The 25,142-nt window shown below is 58.5% G+C and carries 25 protein-coding genes; 11 read left to right on the top strand and 14 right to left on the bottom strand.

Annotated features, from left to right (window positions below):
• The 6 genes from CKW23_RS21020 to CKW23_RS20990 all read right to left on the bottom strand — a co-directional run bounded on the left by CKW23_RS21020 (position 1) and on the right by CKW23_RS20990 (position 7,464).
• Entirely contained in the window at positions 1 to 876 is an 876-nt protein-coding gene (locus tag CKW23_RS21020; RefSeq protein WP_025262409.1) for an ABC transporter permease, read from the bottom strand.
• Positions 873 to 1,829, bottom strand: coding sequence for an ABC transporter permease (locus CKW23_RS21015; protein WP_025262410.1), 957 nt, complete (start codon positions 1,827 to 1,829; stop codon positions 873 to 875). Before CKW23_RS21015 ends, CKW23_RS21020 begins: the two co-directional genes overlap by 4 nt.
• 32 nt (positions 1,830 to 1,861) lie before the next feature.
• Positions 1,862 to 3,499 (bottom strand): ABC transporter substrate-binding protein, encoded by a 1,638-nt coding sequence (locus tag CKW23_RS21010; RefSeq protein ID WP_025262411.1) that lies wholly within the window; start codon positions 3,497 to 3,499, stop codon positions 1,862 to 1,864.
• 93 nt (positions 3,500 to 3,592) lie between these two features.
• Positions 3,593 to 4,867 carry an FAD-binding oxidoreductase gene (locus CKW23_RS21005; RefSeq protein ID WP_095068281.1) on the bottom strand — a complete coding sequence of 425 codons (1,275 nt, stop codon included), beginning with the start codon at positions 4,865 to 4,867 and terminating at the stop codon, positions 3,593 to 3,595.
• Between the two features lie 47 nt (positions 4,868 to 4,914).
• Entirely contained in the window at positions 4,915 to 5,583 is a 669-nt protein-coding gene (locus CKW23_RS21000; protein ID WP_095068280.1) for a haloacid dehalogenase type II, read from the bottom strand.
• Positions 5,584 to 5,994: 411 nt separating this feature from the next.
• Entirely contained in the window at positions 5,995 to 7,464 is a 1,470-nt protein-coding gene (locus CKW23_RS20990) for an aldehyde dehydrogenase (protein WP_095068279.1), read from the bottom strand.
• 228 nt (positions 7,465 to 7,692) lie between these two features.
• On the opposite strand from CKW23_RS20990, the gene CKW23_RS20985 reads away from it, so the two are divergent.
• The 5 genes from CKW23_RS20985 to CKW23_RS20965 all read left to right on the top strand — a co-directional run bounded on the left by CKW23_RS20985 (position 7,693) and on the right by CKW23_RS20965 (position 11,785).
• Positions 7,693 to 8,550, top strand: coding sequence for a GNAT family N-acetyltransferase (locus CKW23_RS20985; protein ID WP_095068278.1), 858 nt, complete (start codon positions 7,693 to 7,695; stop codon positions 8,548 to 8,550).
• Positions 8,551 to 8,571: 21 nt separating this feature from the next.
• Positions 8,572 to 9,285: a cupin domain-containing protein gene (locus tag CKW23_RS20980; RefSeq protein ID WP_025262416.1), complete on the top strand. Its 714-nt coding sequence runs from the start codon at positions 8,572 to 8,574 to the stop codon at positions 9,283 to 9,285.
• Positions 9,286 to 9,629: 344 nt separating this feature from the next.
• Entirely contained in the window at positions 9,630 to 10,076 is a 447-nt protein-coding gene (locus CKW23_RS20975; RefSeq protein WP_095068277.1) for a hypothetical protein, read from the top strand.
• A 126-nt stretch (positions 10,077 to 10,202) separates the two neighbouring features.
• The gene (locus CKW23_RS20970; RefSeq protein WP_095068276.1) at positions 10,203 to 10,925 is read left to right on the top strand and encodes a hypothetical protein; all 723 of its coding nucleotides are present in this window, start codon (positions 10,203 to 10,205) and stop codon (positions 10,923 to 10,925) included.
• A gap of 263 nt (positions 10,926 to 11,188) precedes the next feature.
• Positions 11,189 to 11,785, top strand: coding sequence for a hypothetical protein (locus CKW23_RS20965; RefSeq protein ID WP_095068295.1), 597 nt, complete (start codon positions 11,189 to 11,191; stop codon positions 11,783 to 11,785).
• Positions 11,786 to 11,804: 19 nt separating this feature from the next.
• On the opposite strand, the gene CKW23_RS20960 is transcribed toward CKW23_RS20965, so the two are convergent.
• On the bottom strand, positions 11,805 to 12,686 hold the full coding sequence (locus CKW23_RS20960; RefSeq protein ID WP_025262420.1) for an alpha/beta fold hydrolase: 882 nt from the start codon (positions 12,684 to 12,686) through the stop codon (positions 11,805 to 11,807).
• Between the two features lie 274 nt (positions 12,687 to 12,960).
• Here CKW23_RS20960 and CKW23_RS20955 point away from each other — a divergent pair, with 274 nt between their 5' ends.
• Positions 12,961 to 13,863, top strand: coding sequence for a LysR substrate-binding domain-containing protein (locus CKW23_RS20955; RefSeq protein WP_095068275.1), 903 nt, complete (start codon positions 12,961 to 12,963; stop codon positions 13,861 to 13,863).
• 63 nt (positions 13,864 to 13,926) lie between these two features.
• Here CKW23_RS20955 and CKW23_RS20950 read toward each other — a convergent pair whose 3' ends face one another.
• From CKW23_RS20950 to CKW23_RS20935, 4 genes are all read right to left on the bottom strand, one after another.
• Positions 13,927 to 14,136 carry a DUF6124 family protein gene (locus CKW23_RS20950; protein ID WP_095068274.1) on the bottom strand — a complete coding sequence of 70 codons (210 nt, stop codon included), beginning with the start codon at positions 14,134 to 14,136 and terminating at the stop codon, positions 13,927 to 13,929.
• A 1,089-nt stretch (positions 14,137 to 15,225) separates the two neighbouring features.
• Positions 15,226 to 16,770 carry a phosphoenolpyruvate carboxykinase gene (locus CKW23_RS20945; RefSeq protein WP_095068273.1) on the bottom strand — a complete coding sequence of 515 codons (1,545 nt, stop codon included), beginning with the start codon at positions 16,768 to 16,770 and terminating at the stop codon, positions 15,226 to 15,228.
• A 179-nt stretch (positions 16,771 to 16,949) separates the two neighbouring features.
• A complete protein-coding gene (hslO, locus tag CKW23_RS20940) occupies positions 16,950 to 17,852 on the bottom strand; it encodes an Hsp33 family molecular chaperone HslO (RefSeq protein ID WP_025262424.1) in 903 nt (300 codons plus the stop codon).
• 148 nt (positions 17,853 to 18,000) lie between these two features.
• A complete protein-coding gene (locus CKW23_RS20935) occupies positions 18,001 to 18,411 on the bottom strand; it encodes an RNA-binding S4 domain-containing protein (protein ID WP_025262425.1) in 411 nt (136 codons plus the stop codon).
• 176 nt (positions 18,412 to 18,587) lie between these two features.
• Here CKW23_RS20935 and CKW23_RS20930 point away from each other — a divergent pair, with 176 nt between their 5' ends.
• From CKW23_RS20930 to rimK, 3 genes are read left to right on the top strand one after another with little or no spacing between them, the layout of a single operon-like run.
• A complete protein-coding gene (locus CKW23_RS20930) occupies positions 18,588 to 19,370 on the top strand; it encodes an EAL domain-containing protein (RefSeq protein WP_025262426.1) in 783 nt (260 codons plus the stop codon).
• 49 nt (positions 19,371 to 19,419) lie between these two features.
• The gene (locus CKW23_RS20925) at positions 19,420 to 19,863 is read left to right on the top strand and encodes an ATP-dependent zinc protease (RefSeq protein ID WP_176767553.1); all 444 of its coding nucleotides are present in this window, start codon (positions 19,420 to 19,422) and stop codon (positions 19,861 to 19,863) included.
• Positions 19,860 to 20,765, top strand: a complete 906-nt coding sequence (gene rimK, locus CKW23_RS20920) for a 30S ribosomal protein S6--L-glutamate ligase (protein WP_025262428.1) — start codon at positions 19,860 to 19,862, stop codon at positions 20,763 to 20,765. The genes CKW23_RS20925 and rimK overlap by 4 nt, the downstream gene beginning before the upstream one ends.
• A 56-nt stretch (positions 20,766 to 20,821) precedes the next feature.
• Here rimK and secB read toward each other — a convergent pair whose 3' ends face one another.
• From secB to CKW23_RS20905, 3 genes are read right to left on the bottom strand one after another with little or no spacing between them, the layout of a single operon-like run.
• Complete coding sequence (secB, locus tag CKW23_RS20915; RefSeq protein WP_025262429.1) at positions 20,822 to 21,307, bottom strand: protein-export chaperone SecB; 486 nt, start codon at positions 21,305 to 21,307, stop codon at positions 20,822 to 20,824.
• A 37-nt stretch (positions 21,308 to 21,344) separates the two neighbouring features.
• Positions 21,345 to 21,599 (bottom strand): glutaredoxin 3, encoded by a 255-nt coding sequence (gene grxC / locus CKW23_RS20910; protein ID WP_025262430.1) that lies wholly within the window; start codon positions 21,597 to 21,599, stop codon positions 21,345 to 21,347.
• 1 nt (position 21,600) lies between these two features.
• Positions 21,601 to 22,014, bottom strand: a complete 414-nt coding sequence (locus CKW23_RS20905) for a rhodanese-like domain-containing protein (protein WP_025262431.1) — start codon at positions 22,012 to 22,014, stop codon at positions 21,601 to 21,603.
• Between the two features lie 146 nt (positions 22,015 to 22,160).
• Here CKW23_RS20905 and gpmI point away from each other — a divergent pair, with 146 nt between their 5' ends.
• Both gpmI and CKW23_RS20895 read left to right on the top strand, forming a co-directional pair.
• Positions 22,161 to 23,693, top strand: coding sequence for a 2,3-bisphosphoglycerate-independent phosphoglycerate mutase (gene gpmI, locus CKW23_RS20900; protein ID WP_095068272.1), 1,533 nt, complete (start codon positions 22,161 to 22,163; stop codon positions 23,691 to 23,693).
• 153 nt (positions 23,694 to 23,846) lie between these two features.
• Complete coding sequence (locus tag CKW23_RS20895; RefSeq protein ID WP_095068294.1) at positions 23,847 to 25,142, top strand: murein hydrolase activator EnvC; 1,296 nt, start codon at positions 23,847 to 23,849, stop codon at positions 25,140 to 25,142.

Genomic DNA, 25,142 nt, shown 5'->3' with positions numbered 1-25,142 from the left:
TCATCGACCTCCCGAGCGGCGACTGCGGCTTGATGACAGCCGGTCGATGAAGAGATTGACCCCGATGGTCAGCGTGCCGATGGCCAGTGCCGGAATCACGATGGCAGGAGCGCCCTGATTGAGCCCGCCGATGTTCTCGCGCACCAGCGACCCCAGGTCCGCATCCGGCGGCTGTACGCCCAGCCCCAGAAAGCTCATGCCACTGAGCAGCAGCACGATGAAACCGAAGCGCAGGCCCAGGTCGGTCATCACCGGGTTGAGCATGTTGGGCAGGATTTCGTGGCAGGCGATGTAGAGGCGGCTTTCTCCACGGGTGCGAGCCACTTGCACGTACTCCAGCGCCTCGATATTCACTGCCAGACTGCGCGCAATGCGAAAGGCGCCGGGCATGAAACTCAGTACCGCTGTGCAGATCAGCAGGGTGATGGACGAACCGAAGGCCGACACCATGATCAGCGCAAGCATCTTGCTGGGGATCGAGATAAAGGCGTCCATGAGACGGCTGATGACTTCGTCCAGCCATTTGGGCGCGACCACTGAAATCAGCGCAAAGAAGGTGCCGATACCGCTGGCAAGTATCGCGGCAACCAAAGCCAGACCGATGGTGAAACGCGCGCCGACCAGCACCCGGCTGAGCATGTCACGGCCCAGATAATCGGTGCCGAACAGGTGCGTGGCGCTGATGGCATCGAACACGTTGTCGGAAACCACTTCGCCCACCGAATACGGCGCCAGCCATGGGCCGAACAACGCGACCAGCAGCCACAGGAAACACATCGCCGCGCCGATCAGGCCCAGCCAGGAAGGCCCGTGGGATATCTTGCCCAGCGCCAGGTCCGGCGCGGCTGGCGTCGACTTCACAATGACATCTCTCATTGGGTTCTCAGCCTCGGATTGGAAAGGATTGCACACAGGTCGGCCAGCAACACCAACCCCAGATAAGCCGAGCAGAACAGCATGGTGCAGGCTTGCACCAGCGCCATGTCCCGGTTGGTCACGGCATCGACCATGAGGCTGGCGATGCCGGGATAGTTAAAGATGGTTTCGACAATCACCACGCCACCCAGCAGGTAGGACAGGCTCAATGCAACGGCATTGGCAATCGGCCCGATGGCGTTGGGCAAGGCATGTTGCAGCACGATCCGCGTCGGGCTCACACCCTTGAGCCGGGCCATCTCGACGTACGGGCTGTCGAGCTGGTCAATGACGGCAGCGCGGGTCATGCGCGCCATCTGGGCGACGATGACGCAGCACAGGGTCATCACCGGCAAGGCATACGTGCGGATGAACTGCAGCGGCGAGCTGACATCGCTGGCATAGGACAACGCCGACAACCAGCCCAGGTTCACGGCAAAGATCAGTACCGCCAGAGTCGCCACCAGAAACTCGGGCACCGCCACCAGCGCCAGGGTGATGAAACTCAGGGCGCTGTCCAGGCGACCGCCACGGCCCATGGCCGAGCCGATGCCCAGCGCCAGGGCAACCGGCACCGACACCAGCGCGGTGGTAGCCGCCAGCATCAGGGTGTTGGGGAAACGCCCGGCGATCAGGTCGGTCACCGGCATGGCGTTGGACACCGACTCACCCATGTTGCCGCCCAGCAGGTTCATCAGCCATTGCAGGTAACGCACCACACCCGGCTGATCCAGACCCAGCTTGATGCGCAGGGCCGCAACCTGTTCAGGGGTCGCGAACTGCCCGAGGGCGGCTTGCGCCGCATCGCCGGGCAACACTGCCGTGATGGCGAACACCACCACGGAAACAATCAACAAGGTCACGATCGCAGCGCCCAGGCGCTGGACGATCAGCCAGAATGTGTTGCTATTCATCTGCCTGCTCCCGCATCAGTCCACAGCCGTTGTTACGCGTCCAGCCACACCTGCTCGCTGAACATGTAACCCATGAAGCCACCCAGCGGGTTGCTGGAGTAACCCTGGATACGCTTGTCCACGCCGTCGATATTGCTGATGAACACCGGGATGCCGATGCCACAGTGCTGGCTGACCAGCGCCTGCATGTCGCCATACATCTTGCCGCGCTTCTCGTCGTCGGTTTCGCCACGGGCCAGCATCAGCAACTGATCGAACTGGTCGTTCTTCCAGGCCGACTCGTTCCACGGCGCGGATGACTGGAAAAACTGCGAGAAGATCACGTCGGCATTCGGGCGCGGGTTGATGTTGCCGAAGCTCAGCGGGTGTTTCATCCAGTGGTTGGACCAGTAGCCATCGCTGGGCAGACGGTTGACGTTGAGAGTCAGCCCGGCCTGTCTGGCCGACTGTTGCAGCAGTACGGCGATATCCACCGAACCGGTTGCAGCCGGCGATGCCGCCACTGGCATGGTGATCTTTTCCAGCCCGGCTTTCTTGAGCAGGAATTTGGCTTTTTCCGGGTCGTACTGACGCTGCGGCAGGTCGGCATTGAAGTAACGCGAACCGGGCGCAATCGGATGATCGTTACCCACCCGTGCGTAACCACGGAAGACCGCCGACTTGACCTGTTCGCGGTCCAGCAGGTACTTCATGGCCTCGGTGAATTCGGGGCTCTTGCCGGGCATCTGGTCCTGGCGAATGATCAGATCGGTGTAGTTGCCCGACGGCGCATCCACGACACGGTGACCGGCACTGGCGGCAATGCGGGTGGTGGAGCGCGGGTTGACCTCGTTGATCATGTGTACGTCGCCGGACAGCAGGGCGTTGACCCGCGATGGCTCGTCGCCGATGGCAATGAACTCGATCTCGTCCAGATACGGCAGGCCGGGTTTCCAGTAGTTCGGGTTGCGGGCGCTGACGGAACGCACGCCCGGCGTGAACTCCTTGACCGTGAACGGGCCGGTGCCGATGCCCTTGCTGAAATCGGTAGTGCCTTCGGGCACGATCAACAGATGCGACACCGCCAGGATCGACGGCAGCTCGGCGTTGGGTGAACTCAGGGTGATCTGGACTTCCAGCGGGCCGGTCGCCTTGATCTCGGAAAACTGCGCCATCAGCGGCATGACTTTCGAGCCAGTCACAGGGTCCTTGTGGCGCGACAGGGAGAACACCACATCGGCGGCGCTCAGCGGCTTGCCGTTGTGGAAGGTGACGTCCTTGCGCAAGGTGATGGTCCACACCGTTGCGTTGCTGTTTTCGATCTTTTCAGCCAGCTCCGGATGCGGTACCAGATGGCTGTCGAAACGGGTCAGGCCGTTGTAGAACATGAAGTGGCGAACATAGTCGGTGGACAGCGCACCCTTGGCCGGGTCGAGGGTATCGGCCGTGGAGCTGGACATGCCTGCCACACGAATGCGTCCGCCCGGCTTGCCTTTCACGGGTGCCGCGTCGTCATCGGCAAACACTTTCCCCGCCGCACCGAACAGGCTGCTGGAACCTGCCGCCATGACACCGGCGACGCCCAGCATGCGCAATGCATCGCGGCGCGACAGACCGCGATTGAGCCCCTCGAAAACCCGCAGGCTGTCCTGGCCGGAAATCAACGGGGAATCATTTTTCTTGTCAGCCATATCAGTTCTACCTGTCGAAAAAGGGAATGTCCGAGTTGCTCACGGTTGACCGGAGCGTCCTTTAAGCACACGCGACGACGGTGAAACAAAAACTCAGTAGCGACTGTCCTGATAGCGGTAATACGCTCCCACCAGCGGCAGGAACCACGGTTTGCCAAAGTGGCCGGGAATCGCTGGCCAGCTCAGGTCGCGCCAGGGGTTGGCCTGTGCCTTGCCTTCCATGACTTGGGCCATGACCTGGCCCATGTGCACCGACATCTGCACGCCATGGCCGCTGTAGCCCATCGAGTAGAAAACCCCGTCATGCTCGCCTGCACGGGGCAGACGGTCGGAGGTCATGTCCACCAGCCCGCCCCAGCAGTAATCGATCTTCACGTGGGCCAGTTGCGGGAACATCTGCACCATGGCCGCCTGCAGCACCTTGCCGCTCTTGGCATCAGAGCTGCTGTTGGACATGGCAAAGCGCGCACGACCGCCAAACAGCAAACGGTTATCAGGCGTAAGACGGAAATAGTTGCCGATCAAACGGCTGGTGACATAGGCACGCTGGTTGGGGAACAGACGATTGATCAGTTCCTGAGGCAGCACTTCGGTGGCGATCACGAAACTGCCCACCGGAACGATCCGGCGCCGATACCAGCCCAGCCCGCCGTGCTGGCAAGCGCCGGTGGCCAGCAACACTTGCCCGGCCTGGATCGAACCCTTGGAGGTGTTGACCACAAAGCCGTTGCCGCTGGCTTTCCAGTCCTTGACCAGAGCGTCCTGATAGACGCGAGCGCCATGGCGCACCGCCGCATCGGCCAGGCCCAGACCAAAACGCCCCACATGAATCTGCACGCCGTTGCGCTGCAACAGGCCGCCGTGAAACTCGTCAGAATCGATCTCGGCGCGCACATCCTGAGCCGAGAGCAACTCGACATCGGCATCCACTTCACGCCGGATCAGCTCGCAGGTGCGGGCAAGCCCTTCGTAATGACCGGGCTTGGCGGCCAGCTTGAGCTTGCCGTTGCGCTTGATGTCACAGGCGATGCTCTCCTGCTCGATCACATCGACAACGCTCTGCACCGCGCTTTCATACGCCTTGTAATACTCGCGGGCCTGCCCGGCACCCAGGCTCTGACTCAACGAGGCATAGTCCTGGGCAACGCCGGTATTGCATTGCCCGCCATTGCGGCCGGATGCTTCGCCGATCACCCGACCCGCTTCCAGAACCACAACACTGGCGCCTTTCAAGGCCAAGGCACGAGCTGCCGCGAGTCCGGTGAAACCGCCCCCGACAATCACCACATCTGCCAGCCCTTCCACCGCACCTTCGCAGGCACCGGTAAAGGCCGGAGCAGTATCGAGCCAGTAGGACTCACTGTGCATCTCGTTCTCCTTGTCGCTTGATGGAAAGCACCTTGAACATGCCGCTTTTACAGACCGACCAGCCCGGCCAGACCGCCGATGTCCGGGATCTGGTGATACTCATAGAAACTGTTGGCCGGCTGTTCGTGTCCTCGGGCCACAAATGCCTTGTTCCTGATCTTCATGTCGTGGGCTGAAAACAGGTCGTAACGGAAGCTGGAGGACACATGCAAGATGTCTTCCGGGCCACAACCGAGGTTGTCGAGCATGTACTCGAACGCCGCCAGACGCGGCTTGTAGACCTGAGCCTGTTCGGCAGTGAACACCTTGTGGAAAGGCGCGCCGAGCTTGTCGACGTTGGACATGATCTGGCTGTCGCTGGCGTTGGAGAAAATCACCAGCGGGATCTTGTCGGCAATCTTCGCCAGACCGGCCGGCACATCGGCATGCGGGCCCCAGGTGGGAACGGCGTCGTAATAGAGCTGGCCTTCGCCACGGTATTCAACGTTCCAGCGCTTGCAGGTACGCGCCAGAGCGACCTTCAGGATTTCGTCATACGGCATCCACTCACCCATGACCTGATCCAGGCGATAGGCCGAAAAGTCTTTCACGAACTGGTCCATCTGCTCGACAGGTACACGGTCGGCGAACAGCTCGCGGGTCATGGTGCCCATGTGGAAGTTGGTCAAGGTGCCGTAGCAGTCGAACGTAATGAATTTTGGTCGAAGAAAGCTCATTTTGTGCGGTCCTGAAGTTCGTTGAGGTCATGGCAAGACGCGCAATCAAGCCGGTCGAAACGATCGTTGATGCACGCTGAAGCACACCCTCATTACAACACCGTGAAATCAGCATATGGCGTTAAAAGTGCTGGCTGCTTGATAGAAAGCACCGTTTTAAGGTGCGCGCTCAGCAGACTTTGCGGGGCGCTCCAGCCTTGGGCAAACCCCGGTTTCAGGCGCTTTTATGACCCTTTTCGGGGCGCTGTCGCTCAAACACGGGGGTTTGCGCCGCAGAAACTGCGCTTTTGCGGGGGTTATGGTTTTTCGCGAATGAATTCCCACCAGGCCCGCGTGAGAGCGAATTCATTCGCGAAAAAAAACGGGCGCTTCCCCTACAGGAAGCGCCCGCCTGACAAACCTTGATAAAGATCAGCCGATATCGATCAACACACTCTTGAATCGCAGGTTGGCCTCGAACGCCTCGCGCCCGAGATCCTTGCCGATCCCGGAACGCTTGTAGCCTCCGGTGGGCAGAATGTAATCGTTGCTGCGTCCATAACGATTCACCCAGACCGTCCCCGCTTCCAGGCGACGAATCAGGCGCAGGGCACGATTCAGGTCCGCCGTATGCAGCCCGGCTGCCAGCCCGTAGGTGTCGTGCTCGGCCAGACTCAAGGCCTGCTCTTCGTCATCGAAAGCCTGAATGGTCAGCACCGGGCCGAAAACCTCTTCACAGACCGCAGGGTTCCGGTTATCCAGCCCTGTCAGCAAAGTGGGCTGGTAATAGGCGCCGCCCAGGCCTTCGAACAATCCGCCACCGGTCAACACCTCGGCACCCGCCTCGCGGGAGCGTTGCACGATGTTGTCGATGCGCATGGCCTGCTGGCGAGAAATGATCGGTGTCAGCGTGCTGTCTGGCGACCAGGTCGGGCCGGGGCGCAGCTCCTTGAAGTACGCCTGCAGATGCTCGACGAAAGGCGCCATGATCGAGCGCTCGATAATAAGTCGCGAACCCGACACACAGACCTGCCCGGCGTTGCCGGTAATGGCCAGCGCTACAGTGCGGGCTGTCTTGGCGATATCCGGAATATCGGCAAACACCAGTTGCGGGCTTTTGCCGCCCAGCTCCAGTGTCACCGGCTTGGGACCGACCAGCGCGCAGGTTGACATGATGCTCGACCCGGTCGCCGTCGATCCGGTGAAAGTCACTTTCGAGACAAGCGGATGCCGGCACAAGCCATCGCCGGTGGTGCGGCCATCACCCTGCACCACGTTGAAGATCCCGGCAGGAATCCCGGCCTTCACCGCCAGCTCGGCATAACGCAAGGCCGAAAACGGCGTCAGCTCCGAAGGCTTGAGCACCACGGCATTACCTGCTGCCAGCGCGGGCGCGACCTTCCATGAAGCCATGCTCAGCGGGAAATTCCACGGCGCGATGGCCGCGATCACACCGTAAGGCTCGGCAATCTGCATGCCCAGTCGATCCGTCTGGGTGGCTGCAACTTCCCCGCCGTGCTTGTCCGCCAGCTCGGCGAAGAAACGAATGCCTTCTGCCACATAAGGAATGTCCCAGGCCAATACATCCTTGTGCGGACGTGTAGAACCCACCGCTTCCAGAGGCCCCAACACCGCGCCATCGGCTTCGATCAGGTCGGCCCAGCGACGCATGACACGGGCACGCTCGCGTGGCGGACGGCTGGCCCAGTCGCTGCGCTTGAACGCCTGCCAGGCATTGCTCACGGCTTCGTCCACTAGCGTGGCATCAGCAATCGGCAGTTCTGCATAGACCTGGCCATCGGAGGGACGGGACACCGCCATACCCGATTGCGCATCGCGGTATTGGCCGGCAATGAAATGAGCGCTGCGCACAGCAATAACACGAGGATCGAAGCTATCCATGAAGGACTCCAGCCAATGACAAGCGAGGTGTCCATGCTAGAAAAAAACCGCAAGCATTTGCTGCCGACCTTTTACCCCGTTTAAGAAGTAACTGCGGTCTGGAGCGCTCGCGATTATTGAATCTGCCGAATGCTTGCAACCCTCTTGTCACCCTTGCTCACAGGTGGGATACAGCAAGCCTTCCGCAGACTTTTATCGCTTGTGCATCCCTCTCAACGGAGATACCTCATGCTCGCTCAACAACGCATCGACTATGAATATCGCCCCATGACCGCCGACGATGTCGGTCATGCCCACACCCTGTCCCTTGACCTGAAATGGCCGCACCGGCTGGAAGACTGGGCCATGCTGCAACGTGTCGCCCAAGGCTTTGTGGCGATCCATAACGGCAGGCTGATCGGCAGCGCCTTTGCCTGCCATCAGGGCGACTATTCCACCATCGGGCTGGTGATTGTCAGCGACGACTATCAAGGCAAAGGCGTGGGCCGCAAGCTGATGGAAATGGCCGTGGGCAGCGTCGCGCCGCGTACCGCCATCCTCAATGCCACACTGGCTGGCGCGCCGTTGTACGCCAAGATGGGCTTTGTCAGTTTTGGCGAGGTCGAACAGCGCCAGGGGCAGGCGCAAGTGCCGTCCGCAACCGCATTGAAAGCAGGCGAACACTGCCGCCCGCTGAGCGATGCAGACAAGCCTCGCGTGCTGGAACTGGCCAATGCCGGCAGCGGCCTGGATCGCACCGTCACCCTGGGCGATGCGCTCAACAATGTCGAACATGCCGTGGGCATCGAACGTGACGGCCAGCTTCAAGCCTTCGCCATCATGCGGCCTTTTGGTCGCGGCCTGTGCATCGGCCCGCTGATCGCCGAAGACGTCGAGCAAGCCAGACACCTCATCGAACAACTGCTGGCCAAGGTGCCTTATGCCTTTGTGCGCATCGATATTCCGGTGGACAGCGGCCTGCCGCAATGGCTGGAAGAAGCCGGCCTCAAGCGCGTGGACAGCGTGACCTGCATGAGCATGGGTGCCGTACCGCAACCGTCACAGGGTGTTCGTCAGTTTGCCCTTATCACTCAGGCCATCGGCTAGATTTTCGGAGATTCCGCGCCCATGTCACACCCAACCGCCTTGTTGCTGGCCCATGCCGATAACACCCCTGTCGACACCGAATTCACCTCCGGCCCGTTGAGCCCAAACGACCCGTTCGCCATCCAGCGCCGCATCGCCTTCATCGATGACCAGGGCATTGCTGCCGGCCTGGTAAACCTCGGCGAATCGTTAAGCGTGGAGCATTACCCCTACACCGAAATGCTGGTGGTACACCGTGGCGCAATCACTTTGCGCTCGGGGCAAACCAGCATCACCGTCAGCCCTGGAGAAAGCGCCGTGATCGGGCGCGGTACCGACCTGCACATTGAGGCACAACCACACAGCATCTGGGCCTTTTGCGCCGCAACCCAGGCGAGCGGCCCGGACAAGCCCGGCATCACCCTGATCGAGCGGTACGCCCCGCTCACGCCGTCATCGCCACCGGAAGCCGGCATCCTGATCGGCACAGCCCCGCAATGTCGCAGCAACAACATCTTTGAAGATACCGCCAGTACCTTGCGCATCGGCGTCTGGGACTCGACCCCTTACGAACGCTTCGCACGCCCGCACAAGATCCACGAACTGATGCACCTGATCGAAGGCAGCGTGGACCTGCAACTGGACAACGGCCCGACCCTGAGCGTAAAGCCGGGCGATACCGTATTCGTCGCCCAGGGCGCGCCGTGCAAATGGACGAGTACTGTGTATGTACGCAAGTTTTATGCAGTGACCTGACATTGAAAACAGGCGCTCTTCACTTTCTTGAAGGGCGCTGCAACACTTCTGAAACAAAAAGACTTATTACTTTATTTCTTCAGAAAATTATTTTATCGGCTACCGCTTTTGTATTGTCCATGATACAAACCCTGCCGTGGATAGAGTGATGCTGAGTATTCATATCAGTATCGGCACAGGGAAATGTGCATGTTTTATTGCCCGCTGGTTACCCCGCACTCTTCTCGCCTCTGCATCCATACTTGTAACACCATGAAAACCCGGCATGACGGCGGGCCATCGCTTTATTTTCATACGCACCTACAACAAGAAGTTGACACTTTTACTCAAGGAGCTTTACTGCTATGAAACTTTCAAAACTGCTGTTGTCTTCTCTTGCACTGGCCACAATGACTGTCGCTGCAACCGCACAGGCGGGTCCACCGGTTACTGTGACGTTCAAGAATCTGGGAACGGCTGCTGCGGAATACAAGGTTGTTTCTACCAATGAGCGATCGACCCAGTTGAACGCCAAGGAGACGATCGATGCCGTTGTCGCTGCCGGCGGCTCTGACACCTATGTTGTTCAAACCGCTTTGCCAGACTCAGGCTATGCCAGCGTTCGCTACGCCATCGGAACAAAGGTCTGTGTATTCTCAACAACCTTCATCAACGCCATTTCAACAGGTGGCGTGAAAGTCCCGAAATGGACCCGTACAGCGACGCCTAGCGGCGGCGCCGTCTGCACAGCAACCTCTAGCGTCACCAACCTGTCCACTTACGCCTGGTCTGCTGAATTCACAATGAAATAAGCCTGTACACGTGTGCATCAGCGCCTGATGCACACGCTCCTGCGACAAAAACTAAAGCTTGCTCCTCTCATGCCGACACAGTGGCGATAGAACCATGGACAGGATCACCGCTGCGAGGAAGCACATATGATCGATACCAACTCCATCTCGTCTTTTCTTGCCAGCAACACGATCAAGACCGTCGCAAAAACGGCTTCCGTGGCCACGGTCAGTGTCGATCCGAAAGCACTGTCTTCAAAAACGGAAAATTCGGACACAGCAACACTCTCAACCCTGGCCAAACAGCTGAATGACAGTGCCGCTCGCGCCGAATCTCGTGACTCGACACTGGGCAGCAAAGAGCTGGGAAAACTGGCTACCAGCATCATTTATAAACTTGTTGGCCCCGAATACTCGGATAACCGAAAGATTCACGATGCCGAAGTTCCGGACACCGATGATCCCGAACTGCTGGAAAGAGCCAAGCAAGCGACACAATTCATGAATGGTACTGGCGCAAACCCTTTTGCCAGCTTGTCCCAGGATCAGTTGCGATTAGTCATTTACGATGAAAGTGGTGATTACACCATCAACGAGCGCAATGCAGCATTTTCCGAAAACCACGACCGTGAGCAAGTATGGAAAAGGGCTATTGCCAAACAATACGTAGACGAATACAACGAAACCGGCAAGAGCACCAACACACTGGTCGAAATGCTCGCGCATTACAACGACCTGCCGCCGATAGAAAAAGCACAATACCCCAGTAACTATGTGGCCAACCTGACAGCGGGCGACAGTTCGGCTCTGGATATTTTCAATAGCGGGAAGAACAGCGCAGTCAACGTATCGGACAGTAAAGAAGTCTGAGCAGGCAATCACGCGTACAAGCACATTGCCTGTCCCCGTTTCATGTAGTGAACGTTAGCTAACGCTGGCAAACGGCATCCATCCCGTTTACGCTCTCGACTCAGCGCACGGGACGCGCAACTATGTGAATGGATGCCATGCAAGAAAAACGCAACTCATACGAGCACTTCAGTGCCGATGAGGAAGACGCAGCGCATTACGTGCGACGCCACTCATCGAACTTTTCGACGTTCTACCGCAACCTGTTGGCCTTGCTCATATTCATGGCCCTGAGCAGCTATGGCGTACTGTATTACAGCGGTGTCTTGCGGCTGATCGCGAACAATTCCGCCTCCCCTCCGATTCACAAGGTCACGCAGACCACTGTCTCTCCCGCGCCCGCTCAAACCTCACAACGCCCTCAACCGCTGGCCGATTGCATAGGCCCGGACAATGTCATCGACGAAGCCGTTGCAACCTGCCGCTTTGGCCAGTTCCCCCGGGCGACCCAAAACCATGAGGCCCAGGGCATGGTGTCCGACAGGTTCATGGCGCAATACATGGCCGACCAGCAAGCGCCACAAGCCGGACGCGCCAGCGTGGAAAGCGTCGAATGGGCGACTGTGAACCAATGGGATAAAAAGCGCACCTACCGGGCGGTCTGGAGCATCACCGACAACCGCATTGAAGGCAGCAGCGTCTGCACCAACTGGCCCAGAGGCTCGATCGAATACCGCGAATGCCGAAAAGGCGCGAAGGTGTATTTCAGAGAGCAATGCAAAAGCTGGAGCCGGCAATGGGACCGAAGCCATGCCGGCTCAAGCAAGGCTGCGCAGCAACGTTATTGCAGCGCAGGTGAAGGGTTCAATCCGTTGGGGTGAGCCCTGTTATTGAGCCGTGTCAGGCTTTCAGCTTTCGTGAAAGGAAATCGCGAATGTACCCGGCAACCTCCGGAGCGTGGGTTTCCAGAGCGAAGTGTCCTGCGTCCAGAAGATGAACTTCGGCAGTCGGAATATCCTTACGATACGCCTCGGCTCCTGGCGGGATAAAGGCCGGATCATGCTTGCCCCAGACAGCCAGCAATGGCGGCTGGTGTTTGCGCAAATACTGCTGAAATGCCGGATAGGCTGCCACGTTGCTACGATAGTCGAGTATCAGATCGAGCTGAATCTCTTCCGCGCCCGGCCGCGCCATGTAAAGGATGTCCAGGTTATAGCCGTCCGGTGACAGTTTTCTCGGATCGGAGCCCGTTCCATATTGCCAGTCACGGATCGTTTCCGGCGATAACGAAGCACGGCATGCCTCACGATTGGCCGCCGTCGGTTCGCGCCAATAGGATTGCCAAGCCCCCCATTGATCGCTGAAGCCTTCCATGTAGGCATTTCCGTTCTGACTGATGATGGCCGTGACTTTTTCAGGATTGGCGACGGCAAGACGCAGGCCTGTGGGCGCGCCGTAATCGAAAATGTAGAGGCTGTATTTCTTCAGATCCAGAGCCTGGGTAAAGCCTTCGATTACCTTGTAGAGGTTTTCAAAGGTGTAATCAAACTGACCGCGCGGTGGTGCTTTGGTGTTACCGAAACCTGGCAGGTCTGGCGCGATCACGCGGTACTGACTTGCCAGCAACGGCATCAGGTTACGGAACATGTGGCTGGATGTCGGGAAGCCGTGCAACAGCAACAACACCGGCGCATCCTTGGGGCCGGCTTCGCGATAGAACACCTCGACCTCGCCAACCTTTTGTGTTTTGAACGTAATACGGAAGGCATCATCAACGGGCAAAGCGCTTTTTCTGGAAGCAGAACCTTGAGCGGTAGCTCCGGCAGCACCTGCCGCCGAAACGACAAGCGCCGAAGCAGCCCCCACTGCCGATGCCATGAGGATTTTGCGCCGGCTGACATCCAGCGTGTCACTGCCCGTCCGGGAGTTGGAATGGTTCATGGTTAAACCTCAACAGAATGGAATTGAGGTCCATACTAGGCATTGCGTAATTCGCAGAGAATGACCACGTACGTCAATTCACTGTTGCAGATACTGCAATACCGACAGGAAAACTATGGACCGAATTCAGGAAATGACCCTTTTCTCCGCTGTGGCGGAGCAATCCAGCTTCGCCAGCGTGGCTCGCCATTTCGGTCTTTCTACCGCCACGGTGACTCGTGCAATCGCTCAACTGGAAAGCCGCCTGGGAGTTCTGCTGGTCGTGCGCACAACCCGCAGCCTGCGCCTTACGGAAGCAGGACAACGCTTTGCCACAGACTGCCGTCGGTTGCTTGCAGACCTCGATGAAGCGCAAAGCGCAGCGGCAGGTGTCCACGCCAATCCCAGTGGTCTACTGACGATCACAGCACCACAGATGTTTGGCGCATTGCACGTCACGCCGGTGCTGACTCGCTTTCTTGAAAAGCACCCCACCGTAGACATTCGCGCCATCCTGGTGGATAGAGTCGTCCACATGCTGGATGAAGGCATCGACGTAGCCATACGAATCGGTGCCCTGCCCGATTCATCACTGACGGCTATTCCTGTCGGCAGCTTACGCCGCATGGTTTGTGCATCCACAGCCTATCTATCGGCGCATGGCACCCCGCAACACCCTGACGATCTGCGGCTGCATTCAACCATTTCAACATCAGCTTCCGAACGCTCAGCCAAATGGGCTTTCCGGGTCGATGGACGCGACCATTCAGTAGACGTTGCTTCAAGACTTCGCCTGACGTCCTTCAACGCAGCCATCAGCGCAATGATGCAAAACTGGGGGCTGACTCAGGTGTCGTCGTACCAGGTACGTGAGCACCTGCAGAATGGGAACATCCAATGCGTGCTGGAAGCCTTTGAAATTGCCCCGGAGCCCGTGCATGTGGTCTATCTGGAAGGTCGCCGTGGATCATCCAAGGTGCGCGCCTTTGTAGACTTCTGCGTCGAGGCCCTGAGGCGCGATTTAAGCCTTGGCAGTTGAAGAGCTTCGCGACTGAAGTCGCTCCTACCCGGCGCTGTAGGAGCGAATTCATTCGCGAAGGCCTCAGGTCACCTCAATCTTGTTTAGCGAACGCTCAACCAGCGCATGAGCCATTTCCACCAGATAGATCACCGAAAACGCCAGATCACGTTTCTGGCCACTGAGCTGGTCACCGGTTTCATAGGCCGCAGCCGAAGCACTGCGCAAGAGGTTGGAAACCCGCAGGAGGGTTTCTTCGAGTTTGATGGGTGGGTCGGGGGTTACTTTTAGCATTTCGATTTCTCCTACTGATTGTCGGAGCCATCGTTTGTCGCTCTCACACGGCAAAGGGTGGCAACTGTGTACAGGGTGAGAAACCGGACAGTAGGCACCCGGCCAGACCTGAGTCTGCCTGCACACAGCCGCCATGAAACGTACGCCAACAATCGACGACGCACTGACGAGCCAATGTGCCTACTAAAGACGGGTTCTCACACCCGATCGCTGATTTTGCAGCGACGGGACGCAGCCTAGTTCCCGGATTTGGCAGGCACAAGCGGGGTTGGATTGTCAGGGAAGTTTCACGCAGAAGATACGGATGAGTCTTTCGAAATCGTCACATTTTTTGAGCCAAACCCTCGTGGGAGGGAGCTTGCTCGCGACTTTACAGCTGAAATCAGCACATATTTCAGCGCCTGAAAAATCGCTTCGCGGCTAAAGCCGCTCCTACACGGTTTGCGTTGATGTTGTGGGAGCGAATTCATTCGCGAAGGCTTCAGATGGGTTCGGGGGTTGCTTTGAGCATGATGAAGCTCCTACACATTCCGGAGCCATCCCTTACCGTTTCCACACGGCAAAAGGTGGCAGCTATGAACGGGGTGGAAAACCAGGCTGTAGGCACCCGGCCAGACCGAAGTCTGCCCGCACATAGCCGCCATAGTGCATTCGCCGATTACATATCCGGCAAGCAACTTGGTGACGCTTGTGCGCCTACAGAAAAGAACAGGTTTCCACACCCGATCGCTGATTTGTCAGCGACGGAACGCAGCCTAGTTTCCGGATTTTGTAGGCACAAGCGGGGTTGGATTGTCAGGGAAGTTTCACGCAGAAGATACGGATGAGTCTTTCGGAATCGTCACATTTCTTGAGCCAAACCCTCGTGGGAGGGAGCTTGCTCGCGACGGGGCAATAAAAATATCCACAGAATCACCGCAAACCGGGTAGGAGTGGCTTTAGCCGCGAAGCGATCTTCGGGCGCTGAAATGTGTGCTGACTTCACCGGCCCCGTCGCGAGCAAGCTCCCTCCCACGGAAACTCACTTCACGCCGCAGCCCCAAATAAAAAACCGCCCCGAAGGGCGGTTTTTTGTGCAACTGACCCGAATTACAACTTCGGACCAGCAGCCTTGATGGCGTCGCTCACGTCGAACTTCTTGAAGTTCTCGATGAACAGACCAGCCAGGCCTTTGGCGGCCTCGTCGTAGGCAGCTTTGTCAGCCCAGGTGTTGCGTGGGTTCAGCAGACCGGTTTCAACGCCTGGTACCAGCTTCGGTACGTCGAGGTTGATGGTGTCCAGGTGCTCGGTTTCTGCACCGATCAGCGCGCCGCTCTGGATCGCTGCAATCACGCCACGAGTGGTCGGGATGTTGAAGCGTTTGCCGACGCCGTAGCCGCCGCCGGTCCAGCCGGTGTTGACCAGGTAGACCTTGGAGCCGAAGCCGCGGATGCGCTTGATCAGCAGCTCTGCGTATTCGCCAGCCGGACGCGGGAAGAACGGTGCGCCGAAGCAGGTGGAGAAGGTGGACTTGATACCAGCGCCCGAGCCCATTTCGGTGGAGCCGACCAGTGCGGTGTAACCCGACAGGAAGTGGTAGGCAGCCTGTTCTTCGCTGAGGATCGACACCGGTGGCAGGACGCCGGTCAGGTCGCAGGTCAGGAAGATCACGGCGTTTGGCTCGCCGCCCAGGTTCAGCGGTGCGCGTTTTTCGATCAGTTCACGCGGGTAAGCTGCGCGGCTGTTCTGGGTCAGGCTGTCGTCGGCGTAGTCGGCTTTCTTGGTGACCGGGTCCAGAACGACGTTTTCCAGTACGGCGCCGTGCTGGATGGCTTTCCAGATGACAGGCTCGTTTTTCTCGGACAGGTCGATGCACTTGGCATAGCAACCGCCTTCGATGTTGAACACAACGCCCACGCCCCAGCCGTGTTCGTCGTCACCGATCAGGTAACGGCTTTCGTCAGCGGACAGGGTGGTCTTGCCAGTGCCGGACAGGCCGAAGAACAGGGTCACGTCGCCCTCTTCGCCCATGTTGGCCGCACAGTGCATCGGCAGAACGTCGACTGCTGGCAGCAGGAAGTTCTGGACCGAGAACAGGGCTTTCTTCATTTCGCCGGCGTAGCGCATGCCAGCGATCAGCACTTTCTTGGCGGCGAAGTTGATGATGACGGTGCCGTCGGAATTGGTGCCATCACGCTCTGGCTCGCAAACGAACCATGGGGCGTTCTGGATCTGCCACTGGTCCTTCTCGGCCGGGTTGTACTGCTCAGGGTTGATGAACAGGCAACGGCCAAACAGGTTGTGCCATGCAGTCTCGGTGGTCATCTTGACTGGCAGGTAGTGCGCAGGATCGGAACCTACATGAACGTGGGAAACGAAACGCTCGCGCTCGCTCAGATAGGCCGCAACGCGGTCCCACAGAGCATCGAATTTGTCAGCCGGGAACTTGCGGTTGATCGTGCCCCAGGCGATTGCGTCCTGAGTGCTCGGCTCTTCAACGATGAAACGATCGGCTGGCGAGCGGCCAGTGCGATGGCCTGTTTGCACAACCAGCGCGCCGGTGTCGGAAAGCTCGCCTTCACCACGGGCAAGGGCTTCCTTGACCAGTTCGTCGATGCTCAGATCGGTGTACACAGCGTTGTTTGCTTGCGTCATCAGGGTCCCCGTCGGCCAGTGGCCGAGTGCTTCAAACGGTTTTGTAGTAAAAAAACAACCACTACTACAGCGGAAAAGTGGGCGGGATTATGCCAGAAAAGCCCAAAAATGGTAGGACCCTCCTGTCAGAACCGCATTACAACCGCCCACACGATGTTCTGAGACAGTTTCTCTCGCGATTAGTGGCGCGTGTCAGATGGAGAATCGACACCACCGCCAGCAAACAGCTGGGCGACGTCAGCGGCATCGAACAAATAGCGCTCATTACAGAACTGGCAGTCGATCTCGATCGCGCCTGCATGCTCCTGAACCAGTTGCTGCGCATCCTCCAGACCCAGGCTGACCAGCGCATTGGCGGAACGCTCGCGCGAGCAACTGCACCGGAAGCAGATCGGCTGGATATCGAACAGGCGAACCGGGTCTTCGTGGTACAGGCGATGCAGGATGGTCTGGTTGTCCAGGCCCAGCAATTCCTCGGCCGACAGGGTGCTGGCCAGGGTGATGACATGTTCCCAACTGGCGTCGCGCTCTTCGGGGTCGGTGATCTGTGCCACGGGAAGCTGTTGCAACAATAGACCACGGGCGCGATGTCCGTCGGCCTTGAGCCAGAAGCGGGTGCCAAGCTGCTCGGACATCACGAAGTAGCTGGAGAGGCTTTCCGACAGGTCGACGCCGTCCAGAGCCACGATGCCCTGATAACGCTTGCCCTTCTTCGGGTCCACGGTCAGGGTCAGCGAACCTTCAGGCATCAGGTCTTGCAGGCCGGCGCCCGGAACGATCAGGGATTCGTCATAACGGGCAATGCCGCGCAATTCCCGCTCGCTGGAGCACTCGACCATCAGCAGCGGCACAGCGCCGCTGGAGCGCGCCTGCAGAATCAGCAGGCCGTCGAATTTCAGTGTACCTACCAGCAAGGCAGCAGCGGCCATCAGCTCGCCGAGCAGTTGCGCGACCGGCTCCGGGTAGGGGTGCTTGGCAAGCACTTCGGCGTAACTGCGCTCCAGCGCGACCAGCTCTCCACGAACGTCGCTTTCGTCAAAGATGAAGCGCTGGGTGAAGTCGATGTCCGGTAAATCATGCATAAGAAGAAGGTATCTGAAGGAATGACAATTGATGGCAGTGTCAGGCATCCATGGATGCACTCTGCCATACCGTTGCAGGACATTTTATGGGCTACGGAGCGCTCTTCCAAGCCGGATGGCGATTCGTGCTGATTACTGGCGCACAGTTTCAGTCGCCGTGATTGCTGCCGTGAAACTCGAAAAGCTGGCGACGCTGCTTCTTGGTCGGTCGCCCGTCGGTGGTCACGCTCAGGTTGCCCGCCTTGCGTTGTGCGGCTGCGTGTTCACGTTTTGCGATGCTGTCGGGTGTTTCGCGATACAGGGTTTGTGCCTCGGGCGCGCCACGTCGCACGATGGACAACGCTTCAACCACGACCGTGCGCTCATCGAAACCGGTGCGCACCAGAATCTCGTCACCGATATGAGGCTCCTTGCCTGGCTTGCAACGCTCGCCACGACAATGCACCTTGCCGCTTTCTATAGCCGCCTTGGCCAATGCACGGGTCTTGAAGAAACGCGCCGCCCATAGCCATTTGTCCAGACGAACCTTGTCATCGTCTTCTTCAGTCTTTTTCGCCATGTGAATTCCTCACTCGTGAAACAGTCAGAACTATCGGATTCATTATAGAAAGTGACTGCATGCAGTCGCCGGTCTACGTACACTCCCTGCGCCCTGTCGAACATGAAGCAATCAATCCTTGCGTGTCAAAGCCGGTCAGTGCGAATTTGTTCCCAACCTCAGCATGGAAGAGCGACATGACAGAGTTCCCGACCTCATTGACCGCCCCCAGAAAGGGCTGTGAAGGCTGCACCGGCAGCCCGGAACTGGACTTCTCGTTCGAGTTTGCCTACCAGCCGATCGTGGACCTGCGCGACCAGTCGATATTTGCGCATGAAGCACTGGTCAGAGGCCCCAATGGCGAGGGTGCCTATTCGGTTCTCGACAAGGTCACGGACACCAACCGCTACCGCTTCGACCAGGGCTGTCGCACCAAGGCCATCGCAGGCGCGGCACAACTGGGAATGACCGAGCGTTTATCGATCAACTTCCTGCCCAATGCCGTGTACCGTCCCGAGCTGTGCATCCGCACCACCCTGGAAGCCGCTCGCCAGCACAACTTCCCGCTTGAGAACCTCATATTCGAAACGCTGGAAACCGAGCATGTAAATAACGATGGCCATTTGAGTAATATTTTGCGCGAATATCGCGAATTCGGTTTCATGACCGCCATCGACGATTTCGGCGCCGGCCATGCCGGGCTGACGCTTCTGGCGAACTTCCAGCCCGATCTGATAAAACTCGACATGGATTTGATTCGCAACATCCACCGTGATCGGGCACGTCAGGCTATCGTTCGTGGTGTTGTCACAATGTGTGCGGAGTTGGGCGTTACAGTGATCGCCGAAGGCATCGAACACGCCGAAGAACGGGACTTTCTCGCTGACTGCGGAATTTTCCTGATGCAAGGCTACTGGTTCGCCAGGCCTGCGTTCAAAGCACTGGCCCAGGTTGATCCTGGTGTCTGGAAGACGTCTTGAATCATATGGAATCGCGTTGAAGACATTCGATCATCTGACAGTTGTCGGCCTGCGTGAGTGGGTGGCGCTACCCGATCTGGGGGTAGCGGGCCTGCGGGCAAAAATCGATACCGGCGCAAGCACTTCAAGCCTGCACGCCACCGAGATCGAACCGTTTGAACGCGACGGCCAGAAATGGGTTCGTTTCAATGCCCATCTGGGCACCGTGGTGCAGTTGCGTCATCGCCGATGCGAGGCCCAACTGGTCGCCATGAAAACGATCAAAAGCTCCAATGGCCAGGCGCAGGTTCGCTATGTGATCCGCACCACGCTGGCCCTGGGTGATCGCGTCTGGCCGGTGGAATTCACCCTGGCCTGCCGCAAGTCGATGCGCTATCGGCTGCTATTGGGTTCAAACGCCTTGATCGACGGCCAGCTGGTGGTCAATCCGGGCATTACTTACGTTCAAGAAAAGCCGGTGTTCCCGGCCTCTACTTCCTCAGGTGCTGCATGAAGATCGCTGTGCTTTCGCGTAATCCGCGTCTGTATTCCACCCGTCGTCTGGTCGAAGCTGGTATCGAGCGTGGCCACGAGATGGTGGTGATCGACACCCTGCGCGCCTATATGAACATCGCCAGCCACAAGCCGCAGATCCACTATCGCGGCAAGCCGCTGGAAGGCTTCGATGCGGTCATCCCGCGCATCGGCGCTTCGGTAACGTTCTATGGCTGTGCGGTGTTGCGCCAGTTCGAAATGATGGGCGTGTTCCCGCTCAATGAGTCGGTGGCCATTGCCCGTTCCCGGGACAAGCTGCGCTCGCTGCAATTGCTGTCGCGCCGTGGCATCGGCCTGCCGGTCACCGGTTTTGCCCACTCACCGGATGATATTCCCGACCTGATCCAGATGGTCAACGGCGCACCACTGGTCATCAAGGTGCTCGAAGGCACTCAAGGCATAGGCGTCGTGCTGTGTGAAACAGCGACCGCCGCCGAGTCGGTGATCGAGGCATTCATGGGCCTCAAGCAGGACATCATGGTTCAGGAGTACATAAAGGAAGCGGGCGGCGCGGATATCCGCTGCTTCGTGGTCGGCGACAAGGTCATAGCGTCGATGAAGCGTCAAGCCAAGCCGGGCGAGTTCCGCTCCAACCTGCACCGTGGCGGCAGCGCCAGCCTGATCAAGATCACCCCGCAGGAACGCATGACCGCCCTTCGCGCCGCCAAGGTCATGGGCCTGAGTGTCGCGGGCGTGGATATCCTGCGCTCCAACCATGGTCCGCTGGTCATGGAAGTGAACTCGTCGCCGGGGCTGGAAGGTATCGAAGTGACGACCAGCAAGGACGTGGCCGGCATGATCATCGAGTATCTGGAGAAGAACAGCGGGCCACATATGACGCGGACCAAAGGCAAAGGCTGAGCTTGCTCGCGACAAGACCACATACAAAAAAGCGCCTCGGAAGGCGCTTTTTTTATTTACTGCACGGTTGGCGTTTCGCCGGCTTCCTGCATGCGTTGCAGCTCTTGAGCGTACAGCGCGTCGAAGTTGACCGGGGACAGCATCAGCGCAGGGAACGAGCCACGAACAACCAGGTTGTCGATCGCTTCACGAGCGTAAGGGAACAGCAGGTTCGGGCAGAACGCGCCCAGGGTGTGGCTCAGGGAAGCGTCGTCCAGGCCCTTGATCAGGAAGATACCGGCTTGCTGGACTTCAACGATGAAGGCAACTTCATCACCGTTATTCACCGTCACAGACAGGGTCAGCACCACTTCGTAGAAGTCGCCTTCCAGCGGCTTCTGACGGGTGTTGAGGTCCAGGCTGACGCTTGGAGTCCACTCCTGACGGAAGATTGCCGGGCTTTTCGGTGCTTCGAACGACAGGTCGCGAACATAAATACGCTGCAAGGAAAACTGAGGGGAGTTTTCTTCGTTGGTAACGCCGTTGGTCGATTGCTCGGTCATGTCGAATCCTTATGAAAAATAGGGTGTGAAGTTGAACTCAGTTTTCAAGCCACTGATCGAGCTTACCTGCGCGCTCAAGGGCAAAGAGGTCGTCGCAGCCGCCGACATGCCTGGAACCGATCCAGATCTGCGGTACAGAGGTGCGACCAGCCTTCGCAACCATTTCGGCGCGAACCTGCGGTTTGCCATCGACTCTTATCTCGTTGAAGGCAACTCGCTTGCTTTGCAGCAACTGCTTGGCGCGTGTGCAATAGGGGCAATAGTCGCTGGAGTAGACGATGACTTCAGGCATTTCATTTCACCAAAGGCAAGTTATCGGCGCGCCAGCTGGAAATACCGCCAGACAATTTGGCTGCCTTGAAACCCGACTTCAGAAGCTCGCGGGCTGTGCTGCCTGCATGCTGCCCGAATGCATCGACTATGATCAACGTCTTGTCCTTGTGTTTTTGCAGTTCAGACGTGCGGGTGAGCACTTTGTCCTGCGGAAAATTCAGGGAGCCGACGATATGGCCAGTCGCGAAATCCTTGGTGGAGCGCACGTCGATAACCACGCCCTGGTCGCTGTTGACCAGAGCTGTCAGCTCGCGTGTGCTCAGGCTGCGACCGCCCTTGCTCAATTCATAGGCAATCAGCAGGGCCAGCAGAATGAAGAAAGCACCGGTGATCAGGTAGTGGTTAGTGGCGAATTCAAGCAGATGAGCAACCATCAGTAGGTTCCAGGGCGTTAAAATGTCGGCCAGTATACACAGCACCCAAGGTGCGCCAAAGTCCGTGCGGCAGTGACGTGGTTTGAACTTGCCCCTAAAATGCGGATCTTTTTTGTACTTTCTTTAACCAGCCTCGAGTGGGTTCTATGACTGCCACCCCAAAACCTCTGGTCCTTATCATCCTGGATGGCTTCGGACACAGCGAAAACCCTGAAGGCAACGCCATTCTGGCCGCCAAGATGCCAGTCATGGATCGTCTCTACAAAACCATGCCCCACGGCCTGATTTCAGGTTCGGGCATGGATGTGGGCCTGCCGGACGGGCAGATGGGCAACTCCGAAGTCGGCCATATGAACCTGGGTGCCGGGCGTGTGGTTTATCAGGACTTCACTCGGGTGACCAAGGCCATTCGCGACGGCGAGTTCTTCGAGAACCCGACCATCTGCAAGGCCGTGGACAAGGCCGTTGAAGCCGGCAAGGCCGTTCATATCCTGGGCCTGCTGTCCGATGGCGGCGTTCACAGCCACCAGGATCACCTGATAGCCATGGCCGAACTGGCGGTAAAACGTGGGGCCGACAAGATCTACCTGCACGCTTTCCTCGATGGCCGCGATACCCCGCCGCGCAGCGCGAAAAGCTCCCTTGAGCTTCTGGACGAAGCCTTCGCCCGCCTGGGCAAGGGCCGTACGGCGACCATCATTGGCCGTTACTTCGCCATGGACCGCGACAATCGCTGGGACCGCGTGTCCACCGCCTACAACCTGATTGTCGACAGCACGGCAGAATTCCAGGCTGAAACCGGCGTTGCCGGGCTGGAAGCGGCCTACGCCCGTGACGAGAACGACGAATTCGTCAAAGCCACCCGCATCGGCGAACCGGTCAAGGTCGAAGACGGCGATGCCGTGGTCTTCATGAACTTCCGCGCCGACCGTGCCCGTGAGCTGACCCGGGTTTTCGTCGAAGACGATTTCAAGGATTTCGAGCGCGCCCGTCAGCCGAAGGTCAACTACGTGATGCTGACCCAATACGCTGCCAGCATTCCCGCGCCATCGGCATTTGCTGCCGGCAGCCTGAAAAACGTGCTGGGCCAGTACCTGGCCGATAACGGCAAGACCCAGCTGCGCATCGCGGAGACCGAAAAGTACGCCCACGTGACGTTCTTCTTCTCCGGTGGCCGCGAAGAGCCGTTCCCGGGCGAAGAGCGCATCCTGATCCCGTCGCCAAAGGTCGCCACCTACGACCTGCAGCCGGAAATGAGCGCTCCGGAAGTCACCGACAAGATTGTCGACGCCATTGAAAACCAGCGTTATGACGTGATCGTCGTCAACTATGCCAACGGCGACATGGTTGGGCATAGCGGCGTGATGGAAGCGGCGATCAAGGCCGTGGAATGCCTGGACCTGTGCGTCGGCCGCATCACCGAGGCCCTGGAAAAAGTCGGCGGCGAAGCGCTGATTACCGCCGACCACGGCAACGTCGAACAGATGACCGATGACTCCACAGGCCAGGCGCACACCGCGCACACCTCGGAGCCGGTGCCTTTCATCTATTTCGGCAAGCGTCCGTTGAAAGTCCGCGAAGGCGGGGTTCTGGCCGATGTCGCGCCGACCCTGCTGCAACTGATGGATCTGGAAAAGCCGCAAGAGATGACCGGCCATTCGATTCTGGTTGCGGAGTAAGCGGCTCTGAACCGGCATTTCGACATCAGGAAATGCCGGTTTTTTGTGTATCAGGCCCCAAAGCAGTGGCTGCGGGGCGTTTTTTTTGTGCCGTATGGCGGGCATACTAGGCCTGTCATTTTTTCTCACAATTCCTCGGTATCGCCCACCCTCATGCTCCGCGCCTTGATTGCCCTTGTCCTGCTTTGCCTGCTCAATCCGGCGTTCGCCGATGACGAGCGTGCGCAAACCCAAAAACAGATAGACGCTGCGCGCCAGGATGTTGCCGAGCTGCAGAAAGTCCTGAACAAACTCCAGGAAGAGAAAGCGGGCGTCCAGAAGGACCTTCGCGCCACTGAAACCGAAATGGGTAAGCTGGAAAAGCAGGTCGAGGTCCTGCAAAAGGAACTAAAAAAGACCGAAACCGAGCTCCAGCGGCTCGACAGTGAGAAAAAAAAACTCAACACCGCTCGCGCTGAGCAGCAACGCCTGATTGCCATCCAGGCCCGTGCCGCCTATCAGAGTGGCCGTCAGGAATACCTGAAACTGCTGCTCAACCAGCAGAACCCCGAAAAATTCGCCCGCACCCTCACCTATTACGACTACATCAGCCAGGCCCGGCTGACCCAGTTGAATAATTTCAATGAAACCCTGCGCCAGCTGGCCAGTGTCGAGAAAGACATCGACCTGCAGCAGGCGCAATTGCTGGTCCAGAAAAGCAACCTGGACAGCCAGAGCGAAGAACTGGCCAAAGTCCGCCAGGAACGCCAGCAGGCACTCGCCAAGATCAATCAGGATTACAAGGCCCGGGACCAGAAGCTCCAGGCGCGCCAGCAGGATCAGGCCGATCTGGCCAAGGTGCTGAAGACCATCGAGGAAACCCTCGCCCGTCAGGCTCGCGAAGCCGAGGAAGCGCGTCAGAAAGCACTGGTTGCCGCCCGCGAAGCCGAAGAGCAGCGCCAGCGTGCCGCCAGCAGCAGCCGAAATAATGATGAACCCGCGCCGAAGCGGCCAGTCAAAGCCCCCGGCGCCATGGTTTCCAGTGCCGGCGCGTCGTACGGCGGCGCTTTTGCCGAAGCCAGAGGTAAACTTCCCTGGCCTGTCGATGGTCGATTGCTTGCCCGCTTTGGTGAAGCCCGTGGAGATGACGAGCGGACCAAGTGGGATGGTGTGATGATCAGCGCTGCTGCCGGAAGCCAGGTCCATGCCGTGCATGGCGGGCGTGTGGTTTTCGCTGACTGGTTGCGCGGCGCCGGTCTTCTGGTCATTCTCGACCATGGCAACGGATATCTGAGCCTGTATGGTCATAACCAGAGCCTGCTCAAGTCGGCAGGCGACATCGTGAAGGCCGGTGAGGCAATATCCACCGTAGGCAATAGCGGCGGTCAAGACACATCAGCGTTGTATTTTGCTATTCGTCAGCAGGGTCGCCCCAGCGATCCAGCCCAATGGTGCCGCACTCAAGGATAA

Source organism: Pseudomonas sp. Irchel 3A18 (assembly GCF_900187465.1).
Lineage (GTDB): Bacteria > Pseudomonadota > Gammaproteobacteria > Pseudomonadales > Pseudomonadaceae > Aquipseudomonas > Aquipseudomonas cichorii.
This window is presented reverse-complemented; position numbering and strand designations above follow the sequence as displayed.